The sequence below is a fragment of the Veillonella magna DSM 19857 genome (assembly GCF_000428745.1).
Classification (GTDB): domain Bacteria; phylum Bacillota; class Negativicutes; order Veillonellales; family Veillonellaceae; genus Veillonella_A; species Veillonella_A magna.
This window is the reverse complement of record NZ_KE386795.1, coordinates 228,078-250,038: the sequence shown is the minus strand read 5'-3', so window position 1 is coordinate 250,038 and position 21,961 is coordinate 228,078. Positions and strand designations below refer to the sequence as shown.

The window sequence follows — 21,961 nt, the reverse complement described above, 5'->3', positions numbered from 1 at the left end:
GTCTATCATAACTTTTCCGCTACACGAAGCTTGGCACTGCGCGAACGCGGATTACGCTCTATCTCTTCCACACTGGGCTCTATTGCCTTATTTCTTGCTTTCACTGTTGCTACATGATGGCATACACACACCGGCAATTCCGGCGGGCAAATACATCCTGTACTTAATTCTTTAAATGTTTGTTTTGTAATTCGGTCTTCCAACGAGTGGAAGGTGATAACCCCCATACGACCGCCGGGTGTAAGTAATTCCGCTGCATCCACAAAGGTATCGTGCAAAATCGACAGCTCCTGGTTAACTTCGATGCGGATAGCCTGAAAGGTGCGCTTCGCAGGATGCGGCCCATCCTGACGTGCCTTGGCCGGGATTGCCTTTTTTATAATGGATACCAATTGCCCCGTCGTCGTAATACGTTCTTCTTGCCGAGCATCTACGATAAATTCTACAATGCGTTTAGCCCATCGCTCTTCACCGTACTCTTTGATAATTCGAACCAGTTCCTCTGCATCATAGTCATTGACTACAGCCTCCGCCGATAGCTGATTATGCTGATCCATGCGCATATCCAACGGTCCATCGTTCATATATGAGAATCCACGCTCTGCCGTATCCAACTGATAACTGGATACACCTAAGTCAAAAATAATACCATTGACGGCATCAATTCCCCGCTCAGCCAATTCCTTTTTAAGATACCGAAAATTGCTGGGAATCGTCATAACCCGACATGGTAAATCGGACAGTCGCTTCTTAGCTACTTCTAACGCTACTTCATCTTGGTCGAATCCGATTAACAGACCTTTTTCGCTAAGGCGTTCTCCCAACGCATGCGAATGACCTGCACCGCCCAGCGTGCAATCCACATAAATGCCATCGGGATCTGTTAAGACAGCCGTCACTGTTTCTTCCAATAAAACGCTTACGTGCTGAAATTCCATACAAGACCCCTTTCTACAGCATAATATCATCAAACTCTTCAACTAACGCTTCTAAATTGCCCCCGACTTCATCGTTATACCGATCCCATTGTTCTCGGCTCCAGATTTCAATATGATCACTGGTACCGACTACAACAGCATCTTTTTTCAACATGGCATAGGTGCGCAACGAATTGGGAATGAGAACACGGCCCTGCTTGTCAAAATCCAATTCCGCAGCGCGTCCGAATAAAAGGCGTTTCAATGCGCGTACGCCGCTTTTGGTATCGGACAGCTTTGCTAACCGCGCCCGCATATCTTCAAATTTTTCCAAGGTGTATACGGCCAGACAAGAATCAAATCCACGAGTGATAACACAAGTCTCTCCCAATTGCTCACGCATCTTTGCAGGGATAATCAAACGACCCTTTGTATCAATCGTATGTGAAAACTCACCCATGAACATGTTGTCTCGCCTCCTTCCATCCTTGTTCTTCACACCCACTATATGGTAAATTCTACCACAATCCCCCACTTATCACAATAAATATAGCCTAATTTGTAAATTTTTCTGAAATTTAATGTAATTTCTTATTGTATTCATACTATTTTATAATATATTAGTTCTATATAATTGTTCATTTTTTCGTTTCTATAACATCAGCTTGCCTACTGGGCACCACTTTCCACCACCTTATGTACCACTGCATACCACCTCATGTACCACTGCATACCACCTCATGCACCACTACATATCACCTTATATACCACTACACACCACCTCATAATCTGTCACACCATAACGGTATTATCTTCGGCCTCCTCTCTTTTACAAAAGGAATGCTCTTTTGCCCAACTCTTAATCATGCTATACTTTAGAAACGATAATAAAGAGAAAGGACAGTATGTAATGAATGTATATACAAAAAAAGAGTTGACCCTGCTAGAAACGCCGTTTGACGACATCCGTCGAAAAATGGATCTCCTGCTTCTACTGGGTCAACTTCTTATGGAGAACGGCGCCAACACCAATCAGATTTTACGTGATATACTACGCGCTGCCGCCTATATGGGTATTGATGAAAATTTAGTGCATGTTCATATTTCATATACCACGATTATGTTGAATATTTCCGATGACTCACATGCCTACACGGTTTTTAGAAAAACATTACATCACGGAGTAAATATGACAACGCTTTCCGTACTGAGTAAGCTAACTTGGAAAGCGCTGGAGCAATCGTTTACCTTAGATGAATTTGAAAAACGTTTACGAACCATTGCCGAAACACCGCCACGTTATCCTCATGGTCTCCTTAACATAGCTGCCGGTTTTGCCTGTGGCGCATTTGCTTTGCTCTTCGGTGGTACTATTCTTTCTGCGTGGGTTACAACCTTATGTGCAATCATAGGATTTTTTGTTCGTACACTCTGTAATCGCTGGGAAGTCAATATTTATATCAGTATCATGGCTGCTGCCTTCGCTGCTACCACATCCGCCTATCTACTGCACACACTGTTTGCTTCCGATGCCATGATTTACGCCATGATAAGCTGTACCTTATTCATGATTCCTGGTGTTCCCCTCATTAATGCGGTAGATGACATGATAAACAATCATATCATGGCCGGTATGACAAGAGCTATGAATACCTTTCTTATCGTCGGCAGCATGACAGTCGGTATAACGATGGCATTATATTTTGATCGCCTGTCCAATTTTACCAGCCTGAGTATTCTTCCCGGTCAACTATATCCTTTACAGTTAGCAGCTTCTGTGGTTGGTGCCATAGGATTTTCTATTATTTTTAATATTCCGTACCGTCTTTTACCATTGGTGGGCATTGGAGGACTTATTGCCGTAGCCATACGCAACACCCTACTGGTGTACTTAGGATTTTCTCTTCCCGGTGCTACCTTTCTAGCTACTGCTATTATCAGCATATGTGCTTTGAAAGCAAGTCGCTACTTCCGAACCGCTGCACCAGTACTTTCCATTCCCTCGGTGATCCCTTTGATTCCCGGCGTATTACTGTATCGTTTCCTTTTTGGAATTGTTACGATTAACACATTGGATACTGAAAGTCTTCTTCATGCACTACGTAGCGGTGTAACCGGAATAACAACTATTATTTGTATTGCTATCGGCGTATCTATTCCGCATATTCTGGCCAGTCGTTATCTGGATCGTGCTAAACATCAACGACTCTTACAGCTATTACAGGATAGAGGTGCCGGTCACCAGTAATAATATAAGACATAAAAAGAAGCAGTAACGAAACGAGAAAATATCCCATTCGTTACTGCTTCTTCATTTGTAATTTATGATGTTTTATACCTTGGCAAAGCTCGTATCCACTTTACCGCTATTCAATTATAAATGTTTTTCTACAGCAGCCTGCAATTCGCTTAGCGGTACATAACCGATTTTACGATCAACAATTTCACCATTCTTGAAAATAGCAAATGTCGGCAATACTTCAATCTGGTATTCCTTTGCTAAGTCAACCTGTTCATCCGTATTAACCTTTGCAAGCACAACCTTATCGCCCAAGTTAGCTGCCAGCTCATCATATACAGGCATCATACGTACGCAATAGCCGCACCACGGTGCCCAAAAATCAACGACAGCTACGCCTTCATAATTAACTACGGTATCTTTAAAATTTTCTACGGTTACATCTTTAATTACTTCGCTCATGTGTATATCTCCTTTACTGTCACTCTATATTTACATGCTGTAAGCCTGCCATACTTACGGCTACTTAAGTTGTACTAATACGCAATCCGTTATAACTGCTAAACCGGCCTCATTCGCCTTTGTAATCACTGCCGATGTATCCGCACCCGGCTGCAACCAAGCGATTTCCACGCCCAGCTGTTGACATTCGTCAACAGCCTCAAGTCCAACCCGTTCAGGAACAACAAAATCGACTACCTGCGGCACTTCCGGCAAAGCGCGTAACGATGGATAGCAAACATCACCGTCAATAGCGGTGACATTCGGATTTACGGGATATACCGTATAGCCATGGTCACGAAGATGTTTGTAAATTTTATAACCGAATTTTTCTGTTCGTGCCGTGGCACCGATAACGGCCCAAACCTTTTTCTTCAATGCTTCTTGGGGCATCATAGTATATCACCTCACGCCATTAATTATACCTTAATATCGAAATTTGTCAATCTTATAGATGGGCATTTTAATTTTGTAAAATTTAGTTTTATGTTTCTCAACTGTGCTAATGTTATTGTCCGGTGCGGTCCCAGCATAGATTCCTCTACTAATCCACCTAACAATGCTAAGCGCCCCCATATCATGGCCGCACTGAATCCCGAGGCCTTTAGTTCTCGAATCGTAATACTTTGCTGCCGCTTGGACAAGCGATACCCTTTGCCATCTACGATAAGCGGTGCATGCTTATAAACCGGTGGTTCCTTTCCTAATATATCGTATATATACAACTGAATCGGTGTGCTGTCCAATAAGTCATAGCCTCTAACGATTTCGGTAACCCCCATCGCCGCATCATCGAGCACGACTGCCAAATTATAAGCAAACATTCCATCGGCCCGACGAACTACGCAGTCATGGGTAGCTGCCTGTAATTCATATAACTGAGGTCCTTGCCAAGTATCATAGAAATATACGCTTCGCGTATCACAGCACAATCGCCACGAAGGGTCCTTCTTACTGCGCAACGCCTTTCTCTCATCAGCAGATAAATGACGACAGCGGCCATCATAACTATGAGGCGGTTCTCCCGGATGCGGTGCCGACGCAATACTTTGTAAGCGTGCCCGATTGCAGTAGCACGGATAAATGCGCCCTTTTTCTTGCCACGCTTCCAAAATTTCCGTATATCTATCATAGCGTTCACTTTGCCAGTAAGGACCATCGGGACCACCCGTTCGCGGTCCTTCATCCCAATCGAAACCAAGCCATTCCAAATCATCCAGTAAATCTTCACCTAAACTGCGCTTGGCTCGTACATAATCGATATCCTCCATACGAAGCACATACGAACCCTGCTGTTGCCGTGTGGATATATACGATAACATGGCTATCCATACATTGCCTAAATGAATATGGCCGGTGGGACTTGGTGCAAATCGCCCCTTCATTCTGCCAAGGCCTCCCATTGTTCATAAAGAGTTTCTAATTTTGTAGTAACCTCTTCCATTGCATGAGCTACCTGTGCCATTTCTTCAAGATCTGATTGTACTTCAGGATTGGCTACCTGTACTTCATACATTTTTAGCGTTGCTTCCAAACGGGCAATCTCTGTTTCTATTTCTGTCAAACGCTTTGCTTGCATATAGGCATTGGGTTTTTTAACCTCTGCTGCTGGTGTTGCTTCAGCACTACCGGTATCGACAGGACTCTTTGTCTGTGCTCCCTTAACACCTACTGCATTATCGGCTGTAGGTGTTCCGCTATTCGCACCATGATTTTTTTTGCCTGCTTCGGACTCTTCGTTAGCCAATCGTTCACGCTCCGCTTGCTCATGCAGCTTTTCCTTATAATAGGAAAAATTACCTCCGTATTCCGTGATTTTCCCTTCATCCAAGACAAGAATACGCTTGGCTACCTTATCCAAAAAGTAACGGTCATGGGAGATAACAAAGCAGGTTCCTTCAAAGCGTTGTAACGCCTCTTCTACCACTTCACGCGTAGGAATGTCCAAGTGATTGGTCGGTTCATCCAGTACGAGAAAGTTATCTCCTTCCAAAAATAATTTTAGCAAAGCCAATCGTGCCCGTTCGCCACCGGATAAATCGCCTACCGTTTTAAATACATCATCCCCGCGGTAGAGGAACATGCCCAGCACATTGCGTGCTTTTTCTTCGGAATAATTAAAATTATTCATAATTTCTTCCAATACGGTCCAGTGGTCATGCAACTCCTCGTGCTCCTGTGAGAAGTAACCTATTTGCACGCGATTGCCAATATCGATAAACCCTATCTCTGGCACCAGTTCACCCATAATCGCTTTAACCAATGTCGATTTACCGGCACCGTTAGGACCAATAAGGCCTACTGCTTCACCACGGCGTACGGTAAACGATACATCATCAATAATATCTCGGTCCCCATAACCTACAGATACTTCTTCTACTACTAATACCTTGTCGGCACTGACGGCAGCCGGCGGAAATGTAAAGCGCAAGTGTTGTGATGCTTCCGGTGCTTCTAGACGTTCCAAACGATTCAGCTGGGATTGTCGGCCCCGCGCCATTTTAGACTTAATACCGGCTCTGTATTTATCAATATACTCCTCAGTCTTACGGATATATTCTTGCTGTTTTTCATATGCCGTTCTCGCCGCCTTCATACGTTCGTCCCGGAGCTGTAAATAGCGACTATAATTTCCTTTATATACGGTAGCCTTATGATGATCCAATTCGACAATACCCGTCGCTACGCGATCTAAAAAATAGCGGTCATGGCTGACGATAAGAATTCCGCCGCGATAAGCACTCAAATAGCCTTCCAACCATTCCAGCATATCCATATCCAAATGGTTGGTCGGTTCATCCAAGAAAAGAAATTCCGGTCTGCGCACCAATGCCTTCGCCAGGTTAATACGTGTCTTCTGTCCCCCGGAAAATTCATCCGCCGGTTTCTTAAGATCTTCATCGGTAAAGCCCAACCCGTAAGCGATGCGACGACTTTGTGCTTCATAATCATAACCGCCTAGCCATTCCAACCGTTCCTGCAAATGTGCTAATCGCTGTAAATCACGTTCATTATCCGGTTGCTTCTCCAGCCGTGCCGTCACTTCTTGCAGCTGTTCTTCCAAATGCTGCACATCGCGCCATGCTTTTTGTATTTCCTCTTCCAAGCTATCATTACCGAGGCTGATATCCTGCTGCAAATAACCGATACTGGCCGCATCATCAATGACTACTTGTCCTGCATCCGGTTCTTCCAGCCCCATAATGCATTTAAGTAATGTCGATTTACCGGCACCGTTAGGACCTACTAACCCAAGACGATCGCCGGTTTTTATTTCAAAAGATATATCTTTAAAAATTTCACGTATGCCGAAGGACTTACCCAATCCTATAATACGAATTCGCTCCATACCTGCCTCCTTGCTCGTCATTACATAATCTATTTAATTATCCTCTATCCGGCGCGTATTGTAAAGGTCCCTCGTCATAGCCGACAGAGGGAATCACATCGGCTTTTACTAAAATACAAAGCTCCACGCTGTCTTTCGTACGTCGCGCATGGCGAAATAAATGACCTACCAACGGTAAATCCCCTAACAATGGCACTTTACTTTCCTGGCGTCCTGTGCGATTATCCATCAGACCGCCGATAACCAAGACTTCTCCCCGCCGTAAATGTACACGCGTGTGTGCTTCTCGTGATGTAATTCTGTACGCCTTTAATTCGGACACCATGGAAGGGCTGCTGACCTCTGCAAAAATATCTGCATCTACACTACCGTCGGATGTAACATATGGTGTACAGGTCAATCGAATCCCCGACTCTTCATAGCGCACGGTCGTTCTCGTTTCACCGTCTTCGCGATTTTCTACCAATACAGGCAGCTTATCACCGATAAGAATTTTTGCTTCCTCTCCGTTTACCGTCATGATGGATGGTTTTGTAATAAGTACACTTTTACCTTCCGTTTCCGACGCATGAAGTGTCGGTTTTACTAATACGTGGTACCTATCGCTTCGCAGCAGCTTACCGTAAGTAATCGCGCCGTATTCATGCGTGCTATCTTCTCCATGCCCAGTCAAGCTTTGCCAACTCCATTCAATTCCGGCTTCCTTCATATAAGAAGCCTCCATAGCTACCACGGCCGCTTCAATATGAACCTGTTGCGGTATACGATCTATCGTATCCAGCACCTCTGTAATACGACGCCATTCGGCCGGCGTAGCATACACCATAATTTGATTGGTAGCTTTTATAACACGGCACCGTTTCGTATCAATAACTGCTGCCAATGCGTCGGCCAGTGCCGGCGGCGATAAATGTTTTGGGACAATAATATGTGCCTGTCGATCCTCTTTGTTTTCCATTCCGCTGCCATCTACTACGAGAATTCCCTTTTCTTCCGTTACGGAAAAATGCTTTAGTTTTCCCAACATATAGATAGCTTCCTTACCGCTTTCGTGATTAAAGTCAGCCGTTACTTCGCCGGATAAGGTTTCCGTCCCTATAATAGGAATCCCCTCCGATCTGGCAATCCCCCGTACTAATGCGGCTATATTGGCATTATTAACATGCATTGTTACGGCGGCTTCCACTGTAGTGCGCCCGCCCCACAGGCTCACCGTTATCACAGCTACCATAATGAACATAAATTTCTTTACTAACGATTTAGGTACATACCCGATTACCATGTATTCCATCTCCTATAAATATATTCTTCTCGTACCGGTGCCGTCGGCAATGACAACGCTGGTATCTGCAATAGAAACAATACGCACACCGCCTACACCTTCACCTACTCCGCAGGCTTCTTCCTGCCCACCTACACGCAAAAGTGCTACCGGATGTCCCCCGGTTACGATACCTTGTAGCGTAACCGTTTTATTTCGAGAAGAGGAGACGCTTTTCTTCGGCAACGTCGAAGCATCTCCCTGTAATGCTTGTGGTGTCCGGCTCCGCAGCGCCTGTACATAGTTTCCTACTCTCATCTCACTGCTTCCGCGCTGTCTTTTTGCTGTATTCTCTCCCCCTCTATCTTGTAGCGGAACTAATTCCATCGACATACTCTCAGTCGTATCTCCGTGATGTATAATTCCGTCGAAGGGATTCTCCAATGGCCAAGCTCGCTGACTATTGGCTACACTTACTAACTCTTTTTCTCCGTCGTCTGTTACCTGTTTGCCCTCAGTCAATTCATATCCTCTATTATGTGCATCTATCGTTGACGTTGTATTTGCTGCCAATGTATGTCCAAAAACAGTATGTAATGCGCCTACATGCCAACCGTATATACCTATACTGCAAAATAAAAAGACCGCTCCACACAGGAGTCGGCCCTTTCTTTTTACTATATCCCATACTGCCTGTCGGTTCGGTCTTTTTATATTCATATGTTTTGCCTTCTTTTACTTATTTATCTTCTTTCACTTATAATAGACTACTTTTCTGCCGTAGAACAATCACTACTTGCTAGTTTATTCCGTATTCTTCATCAGTCTTTGTCATCATATCCGTTAGGATGTGCTTCATGCCAACGCCATGCATCAGCCAATACTTGTTCTACCTCACTGGCTACCGGCTTCCATCCCAGCATATCTTTAATTTTATCCGAAGAAGCAATCAATTTTGCCGGGTCACCGGCACGGCGTTCACCGATAGTCACGTTAAAATCAATGCCCGTCACTTTCTTAGCCGCATCAATAATTTCCTTAACACTAAAACCATTGCCCGTTCCTAAATTAAATACCTGCGATTCGCCGCCGTCACGTAAATATTCCATTGCCAACACATGAGCCGACGCTAAATCGCTGACATGGATATAGTCGCGTATACAAGTACCGTCTGCCGTAGGATAGTCTGTACCAAACACGGTAATAGACTCACGTTTTCCCTGTGCTGCCTGCAATACAAGCGGAATTAAATGTGTTTCCGGTGTGTGATCTTCGCCAATACAACCCGAATGATCGGCACCGGCCGCATTAAAATACCGCAAGGCTACATAGCGCATACCGTAAATGGAACTGTAATCGCGAAGCATATGTTCAATCATAAGTTTCGTACGTCCATATACATTAGTAGGATGCAAGTCTGCTGTTTCCTTAATGGGCACCTCATCCGGTTCGCCGTATACGGCAGCTGTCGAAGAAAATACGAAGTAACGAACACCGGCCTGCCGTGCTGCTTCGATAAGGCGAAACGAACCGACCACGTTATTTTCATAATAAATCGCAGGGTTTATCATAGATTCGCCTACTTGCGAATGTGCGGCAAAATGCATAATGCCCTCTATCTGTTCCTCCCGGAGAAGCTCCGCCAGATTCGGATCCGCAATATCTTTATTAATAAACGTAACTCCCGCCGGTACGGCTGCCACATGCCCTCGCGATAGATTATCCAATACCACCGGTTCGTGACCGGCTGCCAATAAAGCCTTCACAGTGTGACTGCCGATGTAACCGGCACCGCCGGTAACCAATAACTTCATAGCTGTAACGCCTCCTATTTTTCTTCCTTGTGCGCTGCCAATTTAGGACCCAGCAGCTTCTTATACACTTCCACGCCCGGTTGATTAAACGCATCTACGCCGGCGAGCTGTCCTTCATAGAAAATAGCCCAGCAATACATGAACATGATTTCCCCCAAATGAAATGCATTCAATTGCGGCAATTCCACCGTACAATTAAAACGATTGTCGCTGGTCAATGCTTCTGCGTTAGCTTCCAAGGCTGTATTCATAATCGTATGTAAGGGTAATCCGCTGAAGGCAGCCAGTTTACTGTACGTATCGTATGTATGCGGTACGACGAGATCCGATTTTCCTTTTGCTATCCGCACAAAGCTGACGATTTTATTGTATCGACCCTCTTGATGCTCCTGCGTCTGCGCATGCATATCCGTCGTACCTACGGCCACCACCGGTGTGCGACCGTACCGACTGCCATTCTTTTGCTCCTTGCCGAGAGATTCCGCCAACAGCTGTACATACCATTCCGATAAGGACTTAAGATTATCACCGTAGGGCATCATAATTTCTATATTGCGACCGTATTTTTCTGCTGCAATATATTTTAACAATGCATTCATCAACGCCGGATTCTCTGTAACAATGCCTGTCTGACACGCTTCATCCATAGACTTGGCACCATCTAAAAATTCTCGAATGGCAAAGCCGGTCACGGCACCGATAATAAGACCTACTTCGGTAAACACGGAGAAACGACCGCCTACACCGTCCGGTACGGAAAAGATAGGCCAATTCTTTTCTACTGCCAAACTGTGCAGCAGCGTTTCCTTTTCGCCTTCATGAGGATCCGTCACAGCAATGACTTCGTAATCAATGCCTGCATCCCGCAGTCCTTGCTCTACTACCATAAAATTAGACATAGGCTCTATCGTAGATCCGGATTTAGAAATGACGATGAGCATAACCTTGTAGTTACCGCTCTTCGCCTGTGCTTCACGGCAAAGCTGATCAATAAGTGCTGCCGTGCGATCACCGTCTACATTATTACCACTAAAATATAATCGCGGATATTGATTACGTTCTTCCGCACTCATGGAATTCCAAAATTCGCCGCAATGTACATCAAACAGCACCTTGCCTCCCAAATAGGAGCCACCGATACCAAAGCTCACTACCGCATCAATCTCTGCCTGCGCATGCTTTCCCAGCGCCTCTAAACGATGAAGTACCGCCGGGCTGTTAATATTCCCTTCCTCTATATACGGTAATTGAGGAAACAACACTGCCTCCGGCTCGCCGTCTTTGGAAAGATGACCGTCTACAACGCCGCTGCGCCGTACACGTTCAGATGCCTTTACGGCATTGGCAATGCGTTCAAAGGATTCTTCGATATCCTGTTGTACTACGCCGCCATCCATCATTATATTTGTATAATCAAAGGAAAAACCCGATGATAATGTGATCTTTTTCATAACTGTCACCGTCCTTTATTAATTATTTGCATAGCAATCATGAAAATAGCTACCTTTTTCATTGTAACGGTATTTTTGTTCATTAGCAACCAATAAATGCTCATTAGCAGTCTATATTCCCACTATTCACATAACTCTTGTCAATGCGCATACTATACCTTTTTGGTTCCTGCCTTAGCCAAACTGTCTGCCCGTTCATTGTAGGCTACTCCGGTATGCGCCGCCACCTTATGAAATACTAGCTTCACGTTGTTAGCTGCGGCTTTACAAAAAGCAGCGTACGATTGCGTTAAAGGATTGTTTGCCTTCCACCGGCCCGTGGCCCACATTTCTATGCCCATATAATCGTAGTAAATATGACACTCATCGTATCTGCCTGCCAAGGCTTCCTCAATAACATGCCGTGCTGCCAACAATTCTCCGGCCACATTCCAATACGCCGTGTACAGGGATTCTCGAGTACCGAACGAAAACTCCGCCTCTTCATTGCCACGGAATATAATTCCGCCGGCACCTACCGCCCCCGTTCTTTTATCAAAGCTACCGTCAATATATGCGGTCAATATAGTTTCTGTCGATGGTGCGACCTCTTCTTTTCCGGTTTTGTCGGATATACTCTCTCCTATAGATTTACGAGACGTAGGCACGCCACGGCTTAATATCCTTCTTTCCTCGGCTTCCTTAGGTGATCCGAAATAATCGGCTAAGGACATGCTTACACTGCCCCCTGTCATAAAAGCCTCCGCTTCCTGCATCGTGGGAAATGATTTGAAAACAGCTCCGGCATATCCCTTCACCTGCTTTTCACAGTCGCTCCAGGTCACGTAGATCCCCGGTGTACGCCCTCGTTGTACGGCATAAAACTTTTTGGCCATGCGACCTCCTTTGCATTACATCTTCACTAGTATTAATACATTGTATATTCTCGATTGACCATATATTACATACGAATCTATTGCCTGTATATTATACGCTTCTATAATCCACTGCATAGGACTAATCGGTTACATGGTAAGCGGTACGAACTGTGCTTGTACCACCTCTGCCAATTCCTGCGGATTCAGCTGAATTTGCATGCCGCGCAGTCCCGCACTGACATAGACCGCATCAAATTGCGCCATAGTTTCATCGAAATATGTAGGGAAAAGCTTCTTCATCCCCACCGGCGAGCAGCCGCCGCGCATATAACCGGTAATACCCAATAACTCCTTCACGTGAATTAATTCCACCGACTTGTTACCGCTGATTCTAGCAGCTTGCTTCAAATCCAATTCCGCCGCTACGGGAATACAAAAAACAACCGGACCTGTCTTGGCGCCGCGGCCAACCAATGTTTTAAACACACGCTCTGCCGGCAAATGTAATTCTTCTGCCACATGCACACCGGTACCACGCCCTTCTTCCCATTCATATTCCAATACATTATATGCCACCTTATGTGTATCCAAAATACGCATAGCATTTGTTTTCTTGTGATCCTTCTTACTCATACCTACTTCATACCTCGTTTACTATGTTTTATTTTTCTTTATCAGACGTTACTTATTAGAAATTTTATTTATATTCTTTAACTCGATTCGCAACGTACCGTCAGGATTCGTAACGATTTCAATAAAATCTCGATTCTTCATATATTCTACGGGAAAACTGATTTCGATGCCCGTATCCGTTTTTATCTTATGCTGTCGTCCCTGCTTGCCGGCAAACTCGCGATTCACCGGCAAAGGTCGCATCATATCGGCTTCGGCCAATTCCTTTTTAGCCGCTTCCTGCTGAATAGGATTACTGCTGAACACATCTTCAATAACAGCTACCGGATCTAAGGTATCGGACACCTCGGCATTCTTTGCAATGATTTCCTTCGCCTTGGCCATCTCTGCTACGCCGTCCGACTCATGAGCCGTTGCCACTCGATTTACGATATTTTTTACTTTACGCACCGTGTCGCGTGACGACTGATTGGTTCCGATGTCAAGAAGCTTATCGCTGAGAATATACACAACCTCACCGTCATATTCTCCCTTAGGCTCAAATACGCGCACACTGTAATTCTCTAAATTGACGGCAAAAAAAGATCGTATTTTCTGCGTCGGCATGGGAAGTACTGCCCGATGCTCAACCAGTTCCGTCGTCAAGGTACCATCATCCTCGCTAAACAGTTGATGCGTATATGCATCGTGTGCTTGACAAAGAAGTAAGCACAGATAATTGCCTGCATCACCGGCAGCTTCACAGAAAATCCCATCCATAACTACCGGCTCCGTAGCTTGCTTCATATAATTGAACAGTTGTTCCCCCATCGTCTTAGACAATGCTACCAACGAAGTTTCGCCTGCCGCATACGATGCCAGCTGCTGACCTATGTGACTCTCTTCCCGAATATAGCCGGTACGAGCGCCGGGATCTCTAAACGCCTTATCCACATGAGCTTGCAAATAATTTTGTATATGCTCTTCGCCTACCTGTAGTTCATTTTCCGAATACACTGCTAAGGACGAGGTAAAGTCAAAAATTTGCAGTACTGCTTTATTTACCTGCATCTATCACAACTCCTATAAAAAAATTAAGTGCTCTGTCATCACGTATTATAACACATGAATCGGAGCACTCATTATTACATATTTTATTAATATTCGTTAACCGGCTACATACGGTCCGTGCAAACCGGCAAACAAATGGGAACCTTGCTTCCCGAGAATAGCTGCCACAACGGACGAAACTAACCCCAAACCGGCCATGATCAACGCATTTTCCGGTCCCACGCCGGTTGAAAAGGCAATATAGGACTGTCCCAACGTAATGAGGAAATACACAATACTCAAGTACATCTTGCGTTTTAACAACGGTGCCGTAGTCGTCTTATACCGCAGCTTACCACCGATATAACCACTAACTGCACCGATTAATGTCAAAAGCGGCATAATCATAGCAATCAAAGTTACCATATCGAACAAACGATAAGATAAACCATAAGGTACTACTAAGGCAATCAACGGCAACAATAAGGTACTTGCCGAACCGGTAATTGGGAAGTGTACGGCAATCGGATGTAAATGCAAATCCAATAATTTCTTACGTGTCGGATTCAAACGGCGCGGATTATATTCCATCCAAACCGTCTTTGGAAAACCACAAGCCGGACAAGGCTGATCTGCCTTATCTGCCGTTTCGATGTATCCGCAAACGCGGCAAATAATATACTGTATCTTCTTCTCTTGTTGCTTCTTCGTTTCCATACATCTCTCCTTCATCATCTAACACATCAATATGTCATAAATAGTTTTCGTTTACACATCTGTAAAAGTGTAATATACTCTCACCTTTACATATCAAAATTTTCCATATCTGCAAAATAATGATACGTTGTTTTCAGGCCACTTGTCAAATCTATTTTTGCTCTAAATCCAAGGTTATCATTGCTTTTTTTGATACTTAATCTTGAGTGTTTTATATCACCAGTTCGAGTCGGCTCATAGTTGACATCAATATCGGTTCCGATAATAGATTTCAATTCGTTAAGCAGTGTATTCAAAGAAGTGCCTACCTCGGTACTTACATTATACACTCCGCTGCATTCCGTATGCTGCAACGCCAACATATTTGCTTCCACTACATCGCCGACATAAATAAAATCACGGGTTTGCTCGCCGTCGCCATATACCGTAACACCTTGTCCTTTGGCTAAACGTTCACAGAATATACTGATAACACCGCCTTCACCGCCGTGCCCCTGACGAGGCCCGTACACGTTAGAATAACGGAAACAAATATAATCAAGACCAAAGGCTTCCTTATAGATACGCAGGTAACTTTCCGTCGTCAGCTTCGTCAAGCCGTAAAAGGAAGACGGTGCCCCCTGCATGGCTTCCGTTAACGGCAACGTATCTAAATCACCATACACGGCTGCGGAAGATGGCATAATCAATTTTTTAACATGAGCCGCCCGACACGCATTAAGGACATTAATCAATCCCATCAGATTGATATCACAATCCAATGCAGGCTTCTCCATGGATACAGGCACCATCGTTTGCGCCGCTTCATGAAATACGTAGTCCGGTTTAAATGCAAGCAATACCTCTGTTAATGCCGTATCGCGAATATCCATTTCACGGAAATCGGCCTTAGCATTGACAAACTCACGACTGCCGGTAAATAAATTGTCAATCACAAGAACCCGATGTCCTTCTTCAATCAAACGATCTGTCAAATGGGACCCGATAAAACCGGCCCCGCCGGTAACACAAATATTCATGGAGCATTCCTCCTACTTAATTAATATAGCCGTACATGGTCAGTGAAATTATAGATGCGTTATACTTGGGCACGCGAAAAAGCCGCATGTATACAGCCGATGATACAACCGATAATCGATGGCACCACCCATCCCATGCCAATATCGAAAAACGGCAATTGCCCGTATGCAGCCAGTATGCTTTGCACCGTTGCCGTGTGCGCTAGCGCTGCCGGCAATGTATTCAATGCATCACCGATAGCAGCCAATACGGCAAAGCCCGTAGTCCAAGCATATACAGCGCGACGATGATGGAACAACGGTGATAAAAAGGTTAATAAAATCAACGTGATCGTCAATGGATATAAGAGCATTAGAATAGGAATAGCCAACGTAATAATTTGTGTCAACCCTACATTGCCGATTAAAAAGGAGACTACGGTAAACACATATGCATACGGTTTATAACTCATACTTGCCGGAAATAAATCAGCGAAGGTTTCCGAACAAGCACTGATAAGACCGACCGCTGTTTTCAAACAGGCCAAGGTAACAATAACAGCCAGAAGAACAGCCCCTACGGATCCAAAATAATAATCCGCCGTTTGTGCCAAAGCAATCCCGCCATTTGCCGAAAGCGTCAGCGTCGTTACACTGGATGCCCCTACATACGCTAAGAAGCCATAGATAACTACCATTAAAATAACCGTAACAATCCCGGATTTTACAATACCTCCGGCAATGGCACTCGGTTCGGTCACGCCCAATTCGCGCATGGCACGTACTACGACAATACCAAATGCTAACGCTGCCAGTGCATCCATTGTGTTATAGCCTTCCGTAAATCCTTTGAAGAAAGCATGACTTACATAATCACCGCTAACGGGTGCTCCCGCAATACTTCCCATAGGTGCGAGCAAGGCCGTCACCAAAAGCACTGCCAAAAAGAGTAAAAATAAAGGGTTGAGCAATTTTCCGATATATACCATCAGCTTGCCCGGATTCATGGCAAAGAATAAAGCTACCACAAAAAATGCCAACGTAAAACCGGCCAAGGCCATCGTCTGATATGCTTCGCCGATATACGGTGCCAATCCGATTTGATAGGATACCGTAGCCGTACGCGGCAAAGCAAACGCAGGACCTATGGTTAGATATAATAACACCGTAAATAATTTCGCATAGGTCGGATGTATGCGCGAAGCCAAATCAAATAAGCCGTTGCTTCGAGAAATACCGATGGCTACCACACCTAAAAACGGTAACCCGATAGCCGTAATAAGAAAGCCTGCTGTCGCTAGCCATACAGAAGCACCGGCTTCCTGTCCCATATGAACAGGGAAAATCAAATTGCCGGCACCGAAGAACATGCCGAACAACATTGAGCCGATAAGTATCGACGAACTCAATGATAATTTTTGCTGCACTGGAATCACTCTCCTGTTAATTAGGTAATATATTGCACACAATTACCATAGTATCCCAAATAAAGACCATAGTCAAACATGTATATCAGCCTTCGATAATTTTCTTTTTTTCATCCTTCGACAAGCGGAAAAAACGATATACTGCTTCCGCCGCTTTATGATTCATGCCGTCTGCCGCCGCCAGTTCTTCCACCGTCGCCGCCTTGATGGCTTCCATAGTACCGAAATGCTTCCACAGTGCCTGTCGGCGCTTGGGGCCAATTCCCTCAATATGATCGAGAATGGATTCCAGATTGCGCTTGCCCCTCAGCTTGCGATGGTACGTAATGGCAAAACGATGGGCTTCATCGCGAATTTGCTGGAGCAATTGTAATTCCGGCGAATGATGTGACAAGATAATGCTTTCCGATTTGCCTTCCACAAACACTTCTTCAATGCGCTTGGCCAAGGAAATAACGGGTACATCGCTGACACCTACCTTGCGTATCAACGGAAGTGCCGCATTCAGCTGACCTTTGCCGCCGTCAATAATAATCAAATCCGGCAAGGGCCAATCCCGTTCATTACCGTAGCGGCGTTCCATAATTTCTGCCATGGATTTAAAATCATCCGGCTTTCCCTGCACGGTTTTCAATTTAAACCGGCGATATTCTTTTTTTGCCGGCCGTCCGCCTTCAAAGACAACCATGGAGGCTACCGTTTCACTTCCTTGGGTATGAGAAATATCAAAGCATTCCATGCGCTCCGGCAAACGCGGTAAATCCAACACCTCTGCCAATTTTTTCACCGCACCGCCGCTTTTATCCAAATTATATTGCCATTGACGACGGCGTTCGTTCAAAAAATTATGTGCATTTTCTTCCGCCATGCGAAGCAAATCTTTTTTATAACCCCGCTGCGGTACACTGACTTCCACCTGCTGTCCCTTCATGGCACTGAACCATTCGCTGAAAAGCGTACGGTCCTCCGTTTCCAGCGGCAATAACAATTCCTTTGGGATAAATGTAGACGCACCGTAATATTGCTTAATAAATTCCGTCATAATCGTCACCGGTTCATCGCCGTCATTTTGCACGAAATAGTTTTCCCGTCCCAACAAGCGACCGCTGCGAATAAAAAAGAGTTGCACACAGGCCAGTTGTCCTTCCGCAGCAATCCCCATTACATCAATATCGCCACGCTGCGTCACCATCCGTTGCTTTTCCTGTACCTTCTCGATGCTTTGCAGCTGATCGCGGTATAGCGCCGCCGTTTCAAAGTCTAAATCTTCCGCGGCAGCTTCCATTTTTTGCTGCAGCACATCCAATAAGGGAATACGCTTTCCTTCAAAAAGATGAACAATCTCATCAATGTACGTCGCATAGTGTTCTTTCTTCACATAGCCCATACAAGGAGCCTCGCAATATCCCATATGATATTGCAGACATGGCCGGTCCACCTTCATATTGCGGCATGTACGCAGGGGAAAATGTTGCCGCAACAGCTTAAGCGTACGATGTACTGCCGTTACATCCGTGAAGGGGCCGAAATACTTCGCCCCGTCCCGTTCCATGCGCCGTGTCATCAATACACGGGGAAACTCCTCTTGCACCGTAATTTTCACATACGGATATGTCTTGTCGTCGCGAAGCATAATATTATAGCGCGGATGATGTTCCTTAATAAGAGTAGCTTCCAAAATCAACGCTTCCATTTCCGTCTTGGTTTGTATAACCTCCACATCGACGGCGCGTCGCATCATAGCTTCCACCTTTGGGGCACGTCGGCTGTCATGGCGCACATAGGAACGCACGCGATTGCGCAAATTAATTGCTTTACCGACATAAATAATTCGCTTGTACTGATCGTGCCATAAATATACGCCCGGCGTAGTCGGTAAATGGCTGACTTTCTCCAGTAATTCTTCGCTAACCATCAATCTTTCCTTCCATATGTGCCTTAGTCTTGGCTAAAACAGGTGCCAAAAAACGCCCCGTATAGCTTTCCGGTACTCGGCATATCGCTTCCGGTGTACCCGTAGCCACAATGGTGCCACCTCGCGTTCCCCCTTCGGGACCGAGATCGATAATATGATCCGCCGTTTTTATCACATCGAGGTTATGCTCGATAACAACTACCGTATCGCCACCGTCTACCAGTTTCTGCAATACATCGAGGAGCTTACGAATATCTTCGGCATGAAGTCCCGTAGTCGGTTCGTCCAGAATATACAAGGTTTTCCCTGTACTGCGCCGCGCCAATTCCGTCGCCAGTTTAACTCGCTGCGCTTCGCCGCCGGACAAAGTCGTTGCCGGCTGTCCCAGGCGAATATAACCCAGGCCTACCTCTTGCAACGTTACCAACTTCCGGTGAATCTTAGGAATTGCCTTAAAGAACTCTACCGCATCATCTACGACCATATCCAACACATCGGCAATGGATTTTCCTTTGTATTTCACCTCTAAGGTTTCCCGATTGTAACGCGCCCCCTTGCAGACCTCGCAAGGTACGTACACATCCGGCAGGAAATGCATTTCGATCTTGATGATACCGTCGCCGCGACAAGATTCGCAGCGACCGCCGCGCACGTTAAAGCTGAAACGTCCTTGTTTATAGCCGCGCATCTTCGCTTCCGGTGTTTGACTGTACAACTCGCGAATCGCATCGAACACGCCGGTATAGGTAGCCGGGTTGGAACGCGGCGTACGCCCGATAGGACTTTGATCGATATTAATAATCTTATCTATATATTCGGTACCGCGAATTTCTTTGTGCGCTCCTACCTTATGATGGGAACGATACAGCGTATTGGCCAAGCCCTTATACAAAATCTCATTAATTAACGTGGATTTTCCCGAACCGCTGACGCCGGTTACTACCGTGAACACACCAATAGGGAATTTCACGTTAATACCTTTTAAATTATTTTCCTTGGCCCCGCGGATTTCCAAATACTGCTTGCCCGGCTTACGTCGCTGCTCCGGCAAAGCAATATATTTTTTACCACTTAAATATTGACCGGTTATAGATGCATCGTTAGCCATAACTTCCGCCACCGTGCCGGCCGCTACAACCTGTCCGCCGTTTTCACCGGCTGCCGGACCGATATCAACCAAATAATCGGAAGCCAGCATCGTATCTTCATCATGCTCTACCACTAATAGGGTATTGCCCAAATCACGCAAACCCTTTAACGTAGCAATCAAGCGATCATTATCGCGCTGGTGCAAGCCGATAGAAGGTTCGTCCAAAATATACAGGACCCCTACCAACCCGGATCCGATTTGCGTAGCTAAGCGAATGCGCTGCGCTTCACCGCCGGACAGCGTACCGGCACTGCGACTCATAGTTAAATAATCCAAGCCTACATCATTTAAAAATTGCAAACGGGCTTTGATTTCCTTTAGAATCTGCGCACCGATAAACTGTTCCCGTTCTGTCAGTACTACCTCATTGAAGTATGCTCCGGCCTCATTGATTGTCATCTGCGTCACTTCGTCAATATTTTTATCTCCTACCCGAATAGCCAAGGCTTCCGGTTTTAACCGCGCACCGTGACAGGTTTTACACGGCTTAATAGACATAAATTCTTCAAAACTTTCCCGCATGCTGTCCGTAGATGCTTCGCTATGGCGCCGTTTCACCATTGGTAAAATTCCTTCATATTCGGTATGGAAGGTTTTTATTTCCCCCCGCATATTTTCATATTCGAAACGTACCTTTTCCGTCGTGCCGTTCATAACCTTGTCCTGTAATTCTTTGGGAAGATCGTTCCAGCAATTATCCAGCGTGTAGCCATACTCCTTCAAAAGTCCTTCCAACTGACGCATAAACCACGCATTGGGATTCGAACTGAGAGGCAATACGGCACCGTCCGCAAAACTGGTATCGCCGTCCAACAGCACTCTGTCTTCATCGACCTCCATAGTGCTGCCCAACCCTGAGCAGGCCGGACAAGCTCCGAAGGGACTGTTAAAGGAAAACATGCGCGGTTCGATTTCCGGCAGCGATATTTGACAATCCGGGCAGGCAAAGTGTTGGCTATAGGTATGCTCCGGCCCATCTACCTCCTGTACGACCACAAGGCCTTCGCCCCATTGCGCCGCTGTTTCCATGGAATCCGTCAAACGCGACTCGATGCCTTCCTTCACTACCAGACGATCCACAACCAATTCAATGCTATGTTTTTTATTCTTCTCCAGGTTAATTTCTTCTTCCAAGGTATGAATCGTACCATCGATACGCACGCGCACAAAGCCTTCCTTGCGCAACCGTTCCAGCAGATTTTTATGTTCCCCTTTCTTGCCGCGCAATACAGGCGCAATGACGAGAATTTTCGTTCGTTCCGGCAAGCGCATCACATCGTCTACCATCTGCTCGATGGTTTGTTGCGTAATCGGTTTGCCGCAAGACGGGCAATAAGCTCTACCGATACGGGCAAACAGCAAGCGCAGGTAATCGTAAATCTCCGTCACCGTGCCCACCGTAGAACGGGGATTACGACTGGTAGTTTTTTGATCGATAGATATTGCCGGTGACAGTCCTTCGATATAATCCACATCGGGCTTATCCATTTGTCCCAAAAATTGTCGAGCATACGCCGAAAGCGATTCCACATAACGACGCTGCCCTTCCGCATATATGGTATCAAATGCCAATGATGACTTGCCGGAACCGCTCAATCCGGTAATGACAATAAACTTGTCTCGCGGCAAGCTGACATCAATATTTTTTAAATTATGTTGACGGGCTCCTTTTACTATAATTTGATCCTTCACGGCAACTCCTT

General features: G+C 45.5%; 19 protein-coding genes. 1 reads left to right on the top strand and 18 read right to left on the bottom strand.

Going from position 1 to position 21,961, the window contains the following annotated elements; translation table 11 throughout:
• Window positions 1–5: 5 nt before the first annotated feature.
• On the bottom strand, window positions 6–938 hold the full coding sequence (rsmH, locus tag G344_RS0108085; protein ID WP_028255756.1) for a 16S rRNA (cytosine(1402)-N(4))-methyltransferase RsmH: 933 nt from the start codon (window positions 936–938) through the stop codon (window positions 6–8).
• Window positions 939–951: 13 nt separating this feature from the next.
• Complete coding sequence (mraZ, locus tag G344_RS0108080; protein ID WP_028255755.1) at window positions 952–1,383, bottom strand: division/cell wall cluster transcriptional repressor MraZ; 432 nt, start codon at window positions 1,381–1,383, stop codon at window positions 952–954.
• A 444-nt stretch (window positions 1,384–1,827) separates the two neighbouring features.
• On the opposite strand from mraZ, the gene G344_RS0108075 reads away from it, so the two are divergent.
• Window positions 1,828–3,165 (top strand): threonine/serine exporter family protein, encoded by a 1,338-nt coding sequence (locus G344_RS0108075; protein WP_028255754.1) that lies wholly within the window; start codon window positions 1,828–1,830, stop codon window positions 3,163–3,165.
• Window positions 3,166–3,291: 126 nt separating this feature from the next.
• Here G344_RS0108075 and trxA read toward each other — a convergent pair whose 3' ends face one another.
• The 16 genes from trxA to uvrA form a co-directional block, all read right to left on the bottom strand.
• Complete coding sequence (trxA, locus tag G344_RS0108070; protein ID WP_028255753.1) at window positions 3,292–3,618, bottom strand: thioredoxin; 327 nt, start codon at window positions 3,616–3,618, stop codon at window positions 3,292–3,294.
• A gap of 60 nt (window positions 3,619–3,678) precedes the next feature.
• Window positions 3,679–4,053, bottom strand: coding sequence for a CoA-binding protein (locus tag G344_RS0108065; RefSeq protein ID WP_028255752.1), 375 nt, complete (start codon window positions 4,051–4,053; stop codon window positions 3,679–3,681).
• A gap of 23 nt (window positions 4,054–4,076) precedes the next feature.
• A complete protein-coding gene (gluQRS, locus tag G344_RS0108060) occupies window positions 4,077–5,042 on the bottom strand; it encodes a tRNA glutamyl-Q(34) synthetase GluQRS (RefSeq protein WP_028255751.1) in 966 nt (321 codons plus the stop codon).
• Window positions 5,039–7,006, bottom strand: coding sequence for an ABC-F family ATP-binding cassette domain-containing protein (locus tag G344_RS0108055; protein WP_028255750.1), 1,968 nt, complete (start codon window positions 7,004–7,006; stop codon window positions 5,039–5,041). Before G344_RS0108055 ends, gluQRS begins: the two co-directional genes overlap by 4 nt.
• Window positions 7,007–7,043: 37 nt before the next feature.
• On the bottom strand, window positions 7,044–8,288 hold the full coding sequence (locus G344_RS11100) for a type II secretion system protein GspD (RefSeq protein ID WP_051245876.1): 1,245 nt from the start codon (window positions 8,286–8,288) through the stop codon (window positions 7,044–7,046).
• 12 nt (window positions 8,289–8,300) lie between these two features.
• Window positions 8,301–8,987, bottom strand: coding sequence for a hypothetical protein (locus tag G344_RS0108045; RefSeq protein WP_028255749.1), 687 nt, complete (start codon window positions 8,985–8,987; stop codon window positions 8,301–8,303).
• A 101-nt stretch (window positions 8,988–9,088) separates the two neighbouring features.
• Window positions 9,089–10,081 carry a UDP-glucose 4-epimerase GalE gene (galE, locus tag G344_RS0108040; protein ID WP_028255748.1) on the bottom strand — a complete coding sequence of 331 codons (993 nt, stop codon included), beginning with the start codon at window positions 10,079–10,081 and terminating at the stop codon, window positions 9,089–9,091.
• Between the two features lie 14 nt (window positions 10,082–10,095).
• Window positions 10,096–11,532, bottom strand: coding sequence for a hypothetical protein (locus G344_RS0108035; protein WP_028255747.1), 1,437 nt, complete (start codon window positions 11,530–11,532; stop codon window positions 10,096–10,098).
• Window positions 11,533–11,684: 152 nt separating this feature from the next.
• Window positions 11,685–12,407, bottom strand: a complete 723-nt coding sequence (locus tag G344_RS0108030; protein ID WP_028255746.1) for a ribonuclease H1 domain-containing protein — start codon at window positions 12,405–12,407, stop codon at window positions 11,685–11,687.
• Between the two features lie 129 nt (window positions 12,408–12,536).
• On the bottom strand, window positions 12,537–13,022 hold the full coding sequence (gene ybaK, locus G344_RS0108025) for a Cys-tRNA(Pro) deacylase (RefSeq protein WP_028255745.1): 486 nt from the start codon (window positions 13,020–13,022) through the stop codon (window positions 12,537–12,539).
• Between the two features lie 48 nt (window positions 13,023–13,070).
• The gene (locus tag G344_RS0108020) at window positions 13,071–14,072 is read right to left on the bottom strand and encodes a nucleoid-associated protein (protein ID WP_028255744.1); all 1,002 of its coding nucleotides are present in this window, start codon (window positions 14,070–14,072) and stop codon (window positions 13,071–13,073) included.
• Window positions 14,073–14,168: 96 nt separating this feature from the next.
• Window positions 14,169–14,768, bottom strand: coding sequence for a rubredoxin-like domain-containing protein (locus G344_RS0108015; protein WP_028255743.1), 600 nt, complete (start codon window positions 14,766–14,768; stop codon window positions 14,169–14,171).
• Window positions 14,769–14,854: 86 nt separating this feature from the next.
• A complete protein-coding gene (locus tag G344_RS0108010) occupies window positions 14,855–15,787 on the bottom strand; it encodes an NAD-dependent epimerase/dehydratase family protein (protein WP_028255742.1) in 933 nt (310 codons plus the stop codon).
• 59 nt (window positions 15,788–15,846) lie between these two features.
• Complete coding sequence (brnQ, locus tag G344_RS0108005) at window positions 15,847–17,193, bottom strand: branched-chain amino acid transport system II carrier protein (RefSeq protein ID WP_028255741.1); 1,347 nt, start codon at window positions 17,191–17,193, stop codon at window positions 15,847–15,849.
• 85 nt (window positions 17,194–17,278) lie between these two features.
• Window positions 17,279–19,108, bottom strand: coding sequence for an excinuclease ABC subunit UvrC (gene uvrC / locus G344_RS0108000; RefSeq protein WP_028255740.1), 1,830 nt, complete (start codon window positions 19,106–19,108; stop codon window positions 17,279–17,281).
• Window positions 19,101–21,950, bottom strand: a complete 2,850-nt coding sequence (uvrA, locus tag G344_RS0107995) for an excinuclease ABC subunit UvrA (RefSeq protein WP_028255739.1) — start codon at window positions 21,948–21,950, stop codon at window positions 19,101–19,103. The genes uvrC and uvrA overlap by 8 nt, the downstream gene beginning before the upstream one ends.
• Window positions 21,951–21,961 lie beyond the last annotated feature (11 nt).

What these genes read in the sequence shown, in the direction of transcription:
- G344_RS0108035 (WP_028255747.1), bottom strand. Translation starts at nt 11,532, where the DNA reads ATGAAAAAGATCACATTATCATCGGGTTTTTCCTTTGATTATACAAAT.
- G344_RS11100 (WP_051245876.1), bottom strand. Translation starts at nt 8,288, where the DNA reads ATGGTAATCGGGTATGTACCTAAATCGTTAGTAAAGAAATTTATGTTC.
- G344_RS0108030 (WP_028255746.1), bottom strand. Translation starts at nt 12,407, where the DNA reads ATGGCCAAAAAGTTTTATGCCGTACAACGAGGGCGTACACCGGGGATC.
- galE (WP_028255748.1), bottom strand. Translation starts at nt 10,081, where the DNA reads ATGAAGTTATTGGTTACCGGCGGTGCCGGTTACATCGGCAGTCACACT.
- G344_RS0108010 (WP_028255742.1), bottom strand. Translation starts at nt 15,787, where the DNA reads ATGAATATTTGTGTTACCGGCGGGGCCGGTTTTATCGGGTCCCATTTG.
- G344_RS0108055 (WP_028255750.1), bottom strand. Translation starts at nt 7,006, where the DNA reads ATGGAGCGAATTCGTATTATAGGATTGGGTAAGTCCTTCGGCATACGT.
- G344_RS0108075 (WP_028255754.1), top strand. Translation starts at nt 1,828, where the DNA reads ATGAATGTATATACAAAAAAAGAGTTGACCCTGCTAGAAACGCCGTTT.
- G344_RS0108045 (WP_028255749.1), bottom strand. Translation starts at nt 8,987, where the DNA reads ATGAATATAAAAAGACCGAACCGACAGGCAGTATGGGATATAGTAAAA.
- trxA (WP_028255753.1), bottom strand. Translation starts at nt 3,618, where the DNA reads ATGAGCGAAGTAATTAAAGATGTAACCGTAGAAAATTTTAAAGATACC.
- uvrC (WP_028255740.1), bottom strand. Translation starts at nt 19,108, where the DNA reads ATGGTTAGCGAAGAATTACTGGAGAAAGTCAGCCATTTACCGACTACG.
- G344_RS0108015 (WP_028255743.1), bottom strand. Translation starts at nt 14,768, where the DNA reads ATGGAAACGAAGAAGCAACAAGAGAAGAAGATACAGTATATTATTTGC.
- rsmH (WP_028255756.1), bottom strand. Translation starts at nt 938, where the DNA reads ATGGAATTTCAGCACGTAAGCGTTTTATTGGAAGAAACAGTGACGGCT.
- G344_RS0108065 (WP_028255752.1), bottom strand. Translation starts at nt 4,053, where the DNA reads ATGATGCCCCAAGAAGCATTGAAGAAAAAGGTTTGGGCCGTTATCGGT.
- G344_RS0108020 (WP_028255744.1), bottom strand. Translation starts at nt 14,072, where the DNA reads ATGCAGGTAAATAAAGCAGTACTGCAAATTTTTGACTTTACCTCGTCC.
- gluQRS (WP_028255751.1), bottom strand. Translation starts at nt 5,042, where the DNA reads ATGAAGGGGCGATTTGCACCAAGTCCCACCGGCCATATTCATTTAGGC.
- ybaK (WP_028255745.1), bottom strand. Translation starts at nt 13,022, where the DNA reads ATGAGTAAGAAGGATCACAAGAAAACAAATGCTATGCGTATTTTGGAT.
- mraZ (WP_028255755.1), bottom strand. Translation starts at nt 1,383, where the DNA reads ATGTTCATGGGTGAGTTTTCACATACGATTGATACAAAGGGTCGTTTG.